The organism is Streptomyces sp. NBC_01166 (assembly GCF_045039765.1).
GTDB lineage: Bacteria > Actinomycetota > Actinomycetes > Streptomycetales > Streptomycetaceae > Streptomyces.
The window spans coordinates 1-4,411 of the sequence record NZ_CP108615.1 but is presented as its reverse complement, the minus strand read 5'-3'; the positions used below and the strand labels follow the sequence as shown (position 1 = coordinate 4,411).

Sequence of the window (4,411 nt, the reverse complement as noted above, 5' to 3'; positions counted from 1 at the left end):
CAGCAGGTCTACACACCCACACCCATCCACGTAGGCCCTGGGCAGGCCCTGAGCGTCCCTCAGAGCCTCGGACAGCCCATGCCGTACGTCATCGTCCAGCAGGCGGCCCCCGCGCCCTCCTGGACCCGCCAGCACGCCGGACAGATCGTCGCTGCCGGAGGGGCCGGGGTCCTGGTCGTCGCCGTCCTCCTGGCCGTCGCCGTCGTCGCGGTCGCGGTCGGCATCGGAGCGATCTCGTGCGCGATCGGCTGGCTGGTCATCAAGTCGCTGATGGGCTCGCAGAACGAGAAGTGACCGCCCGGCGTGTTCGTATCACGCCGGTCGGCCACGGACGACAGGATCACACGGAACGACGGAGGCCCGGAACCGCTAGCGACGGTCCGGGCCTCTTCCTCCGCCACCTGGAACGCGAACGGAGAAGTTGATCGATGACCACGGTAGAGCACGGCAAGGCTCCGGCACCACAGGTAGCCCCTCCGCATGACGACGTGCCCCCGGTCCTCTCGCTGGATGGAGCACAGGCCGCACAACACCTTCGGGCCCATGGTGGCCGCCAGGTCTCCCGGCGCCCCGTTGGCGAAGCCCTTGAGGGGCGCCGGGCCGCCTCTGGCGGCCTGGCGGACGCCCCGCTTGGTACTACTACGGACTTTGTTTCACCCCTGGCGGGGAAAACCGGGTCTGACCAGCACGAATGCGGGAAGGGCACCGATCCGTGTTGCCGACGTCGTCGCCGGTACGACGTCCAGCGGACCATCGTCAGCTTCACGACGGTCAAGCGGCTCGGGGCCTGCGGACGGGTCATGGCTCAGGGCCAGAACGGCAAGGTGGACCGGGTCAAGATCCACATGCGTGACGGGGTCGCCTACACGTCCGGGCTCTGCATCTGCGCGAACGGCTGGCTCTGCCCGGTCTGCTCGGCCAAGATCCGCGCCAAGCGGGCCAACGAGATCGCCGTGGGAGTCGCCTCGCTGATCATGGGCGGTGGGGAAGCCTGGATGGTCACCTTCACCGTCCGGCACGCGAAAGGCCACGCTCTCGCGGAACTCCTCGACGCACTCAACGACGCATTCCGTCGCCTCGGAAATGGCAAGATCGCGGTCCGCGAAAAGAAGGCAACCGGGAAGATCGGCACCATCAATTCGCGGGAGATCACCTACGGAAAGAACGGCTGGCATCCGCACCTTCACGTCATCGTGTGCTTCAAGGAAGTGCCCGACGTTCGGGAACTCGCGATCATGATGGGCCGCTGGCAGCGGCTTTGGATGGCCTGGACGAAGAAGCACGGATTCCCGGCGGACAAGGCTCACGGTGTGAAGTGGGACAAGGTCATGACGGCCGAAGGTGCCGGAGAGTACATCGCCAAGGCTCAGGACTCCGGACGGCATATCGGGAACGAGGTAGCTCGCGGTGATCTCAAGAAAGGCAAGCTCGGCAGTCTGACGCCCTTCGAGATGATCGAATACCTGATGGCGACCGGGGACGCTGCTGTCGTGGATCTCTGGACCGAGTACGAGATGGCAACCAAGGGAAAGTCCTGGTTGCGCTGGTCACCCAAGCTCAAGGCCATGCTCGGAGTCGAGGAGAAGACAGAGGAAGAGTTGGCCGCCGAGGAAGTGGCCGGCGGGGAGGTGGCCGAGCTGGCAGAGGCCGCGTGGAAGATGGTCATCCGTCACGGCCTGGAAACCCGAGTCCTCGAAGCTGTCGAACGCGGAGGATTCCCGGCACTCGTCAAGCTCCTTACGGCACATCAAATCTGGGCAGTCAAGAAACTCGGACCTGATGACACGTCAGAAACCCCTGACGCTCCGTCAGAAAGCAATGCCGCTTAGGGTTGGAGAAGTGTTTACCTAAAGGTGATCTGCGGGGCGGGAGCATGAAAAGGGGCCTTTACACTTGTACCAAAGGAGAGGGATGGAATCCCTCACCGCCCTTAGTGGTCACTCGGCCCCTTTTCTTGCTCCCGGAGGGGTCCCCGCTGATCAGCTTTAGGTAAAGACTTCTTCGGCCCGGAACACAAAAAGGCCCCCGCCCGATACCGGCAGGGGCCTTTAACGCGTCGTCATTTGTCCTCGGCAGCAATCCTCTTGTAGACCGCATTCCGCGTGATCCTTGCAGCTCGGGAAACCTCGGTTGGCGTCAATGCCTTCGTCTTGACCGCGTTCACGCTCAACGACGTCTCCGCCTTCTGGGCTGCCTCCGAGATGTCCGCCAAGGCCCGGATCAGGTTCCGGTGCCACTCGGCCGGATCAGTCGCCATCGCCGCATCTGCGTGTCCCAAGTAGGCCACCAATTCAGAGATCGACTGGAACTGTCGTTGCAGGTCAGAACGGAAAATGGCTGCCTTGCTACGGGTCATGATGCGGCCTCTCAGGGGGAACGATGTGGATACTTGGTTGACAGGTTACGTGTTCTAGGTCCATCGTAGAGCCCAGCACAGCCCGTAGTCAGCAGTACCGACATGACGAGCTGTCAGACAGTCCCCGGCCACTGTCCACAAGGGCGGTGTCCGAACCTCCTGTTACACCAGTGATCACCAAACGAAAGGCACTCCAATGCCCGCGATCTTCCACGTCGACCAGGCCCGCACCTTCTCCATGGTCATGTTCCTCAGCTCCTCCCCGAAGATGCAGTTCGGCACCCAGCAGCAGGACACCGCCAAGGATGGAACCCCCAAGTGGGAGGTCCAGGTCGTCGCCTCCTTCACCCAGTTCGGCCGGACCGAAAACGAGATCCTCAAGGTCGGCGTCCTCTCGCACACCGACCCGGCCGCCCCTCTCCAGGGCATGCCCCAGCCCGTCGAGCTCGTCGGTTTCCGCGTCGGCGTCACCCCGGCCGAGAAGCGGACCGACCGCAACGGCAACGAGAAGATCATGGGCGGAACCGCCTGGTACCAGGCCGACGAACTCCGCGCGATCAACGCCGTTCCCACCTCCCGCAAGTCCGCCTCGCAGGAAGGCTGAACGTGTCCGCCACCGACACCCTGAGCCTCGCTCCCCTCGTCGCCATCCTCACTCTCGTGGGGCTGGCGGCCTGGGGGGCGGCTCGCCTCTTCATCGCCACCTACCGGTACATCCGGGCCACTCCGTTCCAGCGCCGCCGGATGCGTCATGCCTGGTCGATCGCCCGCCGCTGGCGTCGTCTCGCTCCGAACGTCGGTCTCGCCCGGGTCGATGAGAACACCAAGGGCCGCAAGGATCTCCAGGGCAAGACCGCGAAGCCCGTGACGGTCGTCCCCAAGATCAAGGTGTTCCCCGAGCCGTGGGGCATCCGGGCCGTCATCAAGACGATCCCCAAGGTCGGGGTCGAGGAAGTCGAAAAGGCCGGCGGATGGCTCGCCGACGCATGGGACTGCGAGAGCGTCGAAGTCCGGCGGCTCAAGGCCGGGCTCGTCGAGGTCCGGGGCATCGTCGGCAATCCCCTCGACGACCACCAGCCCTACGCCTGGCCGGACGTGGCCGAGTGGCTTCTTCCCATGGGCCACAACCCCTGGATGCGCCAAGTCGCCATCCCGCTACGGCAGTTGAGCGGAATCAAGATCGCGGGACTCCCCGGCTACGGCAAAACGATGTTGATGCTCGCCTGGATGGCCGTGCTCGCCACCCGGTCCGCCGTCCAATTCGCGATCTTCGACGGCAAGACGTCCGATCCCCGTTACGGCGACTGGGGCCAGGCTGGAGAACGAGCGATGTTCGTCGTCGGCGACAACCCCGAAACCGCGAATCAGCGACTCACAGAGATCGTCCGGATGCTCAAGGACCGCCCGGCCGCGCTGGTCGAGGAACGGGGCACCCACAAGTTCTGGAAGCACGGGCCGACCGATGCCAACCCGCTCGTCGTCGTGATCATGGACGAGTGCCACAACTACTCCGACGTCAAGGGGCTGACCGGCAAGGACAAGCAGCTCATCGAGTCGAACCAGCGGATGATGCAGACCATCTCCAAGGAAGGTCGCGGGCTCGGCGTCCTCGGCATCTTCGGTACGCAGAAGCAGACCTCGGACGCCATCCCGACCGCCGTCCGCGACAACCTGGAAGTCGGAATCTGCTTCCCCGTCTTCACCATCGACGCCGCAGAAGCGGCCCTCGGCTCAGGCATCCGGAACGACGAGCCCAACCAGCCCATGGCCCTGGTCGACAAGGAGACCAACGTCGGGGTCTGCGTCGTGACCAACGTCCCCGGCCTGGGTGGCCGCTACGACCGAATCCGCGTCGGCGACCTGGACGAAGACCAGCTGCCCGCCTTCATCGCCTCGACCGCCCACCTTCGCCGCGACATCATCCCCGCGGCTGCCCCGACGATGGTCGACGTCTCCGCCGAGTCCGTGCGGGCGGACAAGTCCGCCGGCACTTCCGTCCCGCTCCAGAAGAAGACCCGTCGCACCCGGAAGGCGAGCTGATGACCGACCCGTACG

Annotated in this window: 5 protein-coding genes; 4 read left to right on the top strand and 1 reads right to left on the bottom strand. The window is 64.7% G+C overall.

Annotated elements, in window-relative coordinates:
* The first annotated feature begins 78 nt into the window (after positions 1-78).
* Positions 79-294 carry a hypothetical protein gene (locus OG379_RS41465; RefSeq protein ID WP_331718770.1) on the top strand — a complete coding sequence of 72 codons (216 nt, stop codon included), beginning with the start codon at positions 79-81 and terminating at the stop codon, positions 292-294.
* A gap of 134 nt (positions 295-428) precedes the next feature.
* Positions 429-1,829, top strand: coding sequence for a protein rep (locus tag OG379_RS41460; protein ID WP_405669081.1), 1,401 nt, complete (start codon positions 429-431; stop codon positions 1,827-1,829).
* 230 nt (positions 1,830-2,059) lie between these two features.
* Here the strand turns inward: OG379_RS41460 and OG379_RS41455 are convergent, their stop codons facing one another.
* Positions 2,060-2,356, bottom strand: coding sequence for a hypothetical protein (locus OG379_RS41455; RefSeq protein ID WP_331718773.1), 297 nt, complete (start codon positions 2,354-2,356; stop codon positions 2,060-2,062).
* 196 nt (positions 2,357-2,552) lie between these two features.
* Between OG379_RS41455 and OG379_RS41450 the strand changes: the two genes are divergently transcribed.
* Entirely contained in the window at positions 2,553-2,960 is a 408-nt protein-coding gene (locus OG379_RS41450) for a hypothetical protein (RefSeq protein ID WP_331718772.1), read from the top strand.
* 2 nt (positions 2,961-2,962) lie between these two features.
* Positions 2,963-4,396, top strand: a complete 1,434-nt coding sequence (locus OG379_RS41445; protein WP_331718771.1) for a hypothetical protein — start codon at positions 2,963-2,965, stop codon at positions 4,394-4,396.
* The last annotated feature ends 15 nt before the right edge of the window (positions 4,397-4,411 follow it).

Excerpts from the sequence above, each read along its gene's own strand:
- OG379_RS41455 (WP_331718773.1), bottom strand. The coding sequence starts at position 2,356 with ATGACCCGTAGCAAGGCAGCCATTTTCCGTTCTGACCTGCAACGACAG.
- OG379_RS41460 (WP_405669081.1), top strand. The coding sequence starts at position 429 with ATGACCACGGTAGAGCACGGCAAGGCTCCGGCACCACAGGTAGCCCCT.
- OG379_RS41465 (WP_331718770.1), top strand. The coding sequence starts at position 79 with ATGCCGTACGTCATCGTCCAGCAGGCGGCCCCCGCGCCCTCCTGGACC.
- OG379_RS41450 (WP_331718772.1), top strand. The coding sequence starts at position 2,553 with ATGCCCGCGATCTTCCACGTCGACCAGGCCCGCACCTTCTCCATGGTC.